Genomic DNA, 1,530 nt, shown 5'->3' on the forward strand with positions numbered 1-1,530 from the left:
TTTCTCACTTAAAGGAATATGTTGGTGCCACTGTTTTTGTAATTCAGCACACCAATCTGGTCGATGAAGAATATCATCCAGAGACTCAATACTTTTTTTCATAAAAAAGTGCTTAATGGGGGTTGTTTGTGGCCCTGTAACAAGACCGCAATTCTCATAACCCAATTTTTCAAAAAAGCTGACAGACTCTTCTCGGGCACTACACACGATCCGTTTTATCCCTTCTTGGCGAGCCAATGACTCTAGCGCCATGGCAACAAGAGTACCTAAACCTTTACCTTGTGCATCTGTGCGCACTGCCATAAAGCGGATAGCGCCTTCGTTATCGGCATTAATATAAAGTCGGCCAATTGCGACGGGTTGTCCTGTTTCATCGACAACCATTTGATGATGTGCAAAGGTATCATAACCGTCTTTTTCAGAGCCTTCAGGTTGATGTAGCGGTTTACGAAGCATTTCCCAACGAAAAGCATAATAGGCATCAAATTCTGCCTCTGTTTTTGGGGTTCGTAAATGGTACATATCTGAGCTCCTTTTAACATCACTATACGTTTAACATTATACCTGTAACCAAAAGGTGACGGGGCCGTCATTAGTCAGGGTGATTTGCATATCCGCAGCAAACTGACCTGTTTGCGTTTCTAACCCTTGTTGCTGACATTGTTCAATAAAGTAGTGATAGAGATTTTTCGCTAATTCTGGAGGCGCACCGTTCGAAAATCCTGGACGCATACCTTTTTGTGTTTCCGCAGCAAGTGTAAATTGGGATACCACTAATAGACGACCACCAGCTTGTTGCACATTTAGATTCATCTTGCCATTTTCATCGCTAAATACGCGATAACCGCATACTTTTTCACATAATCTTTTGGCTTTCTGTTCGTTGTCGTCTTTCTCTACACCTAATAAAACGACTAAGCCTTGATTAATAGCACCGACTGTTTCACCTGCAATATCCACTTTTGCCTGTGTCACTCGTTGAATTAACGCGATCATACTCTCTCCAAAATAAATCAATAAAAAAGGATAACAAATTCAATCCATTGTCATCCTTACAATAGCATTATTCTTCTACTGGGAGAGAAAAATCATAATCTTTGAAGTAGTCAATGACGGATTGTTTATCAATGACATGTACACCTTTGATACCCACAGCAATTGCCGCATCAACATTGGCTTTTACATCATCAAAGAAAACCGCATCTTGTGCTTCAACATCTTCAGATTCTAAAACATACTTAAAGAGTTCAGGATCAGGTTTTCTCATGCCAAGATCTTGAGATAGGTAAAGAAAATCAGCAGAAGCCGCGATTTCTGGATAATGTTCAGGCCAGTAATCATGATGCAAGCGATTCGTATTTGATAACACCACAACCCGATGCCCTTGCTCTCTTAATTTATTCATTATATCAATGACTTCAGGTCGTACTGCGATAAAAATAGCCTGCCACCCTTCAGCAAATTGCTCAAAACTTAAGTTCATCCCTAGTTCTGAGTTAATTTCTTCAGCAAATTCGATATCTGTAATAT

At 40.1% G+C, this 1,530-nt stretch carries 3 protein-coding genes; all 3 read right to left on the reverse strand.

The genetic code is table 11. The features are described 5' to 3' along the window. The coding region (locus tag BHE89_RS16920) for a GNAT family N-acetyltransferase (RefSeq protein ID WP_128860652.1) at window positions 1–522 on the reverse strand (522 nt) is incomplete at its 3' end. 36 nt (window positions 523–558) lie between these two features. Next, complete coding sequence (gene dtd / locus BHE89_RS16925; protein WP_069369554.1) at window positions 559–996, reverse strand: D-aminoacyl-tRNA deacylase; 438 nt, start codon at window positions 994–996, stop codon at window positions 559–561. A 67-nt stretch (window positions 997–1,063) separates the two neighbouring features. Then, window positions 1,064–1,530: HAD-IA family hydrolase (locus BHE89_RS16930; protein ID WP_128860653.1), on the reverse strand; the 467-nt coding region annotated here is incomplete at its 5' end.

The organism is Shigella sp. FC1967, assembly GCF_001743005.1.
In the GTDB taxonomy this organism is placed as follows: Bacteria; Pseudomonadota; Gammaproteobacteria; order Enterobacterales; family Enterobacteriaceae; genus Proteus.

Excerpts from the sequence above, each read along its gene's own strand:
- dtd (WP_069369554.1), bottom strand. The coding sequence starts at position 996 with ATGATCGCGTTAATTCAACGAGTGACACAGGCAAAAGTGGATATTGCA.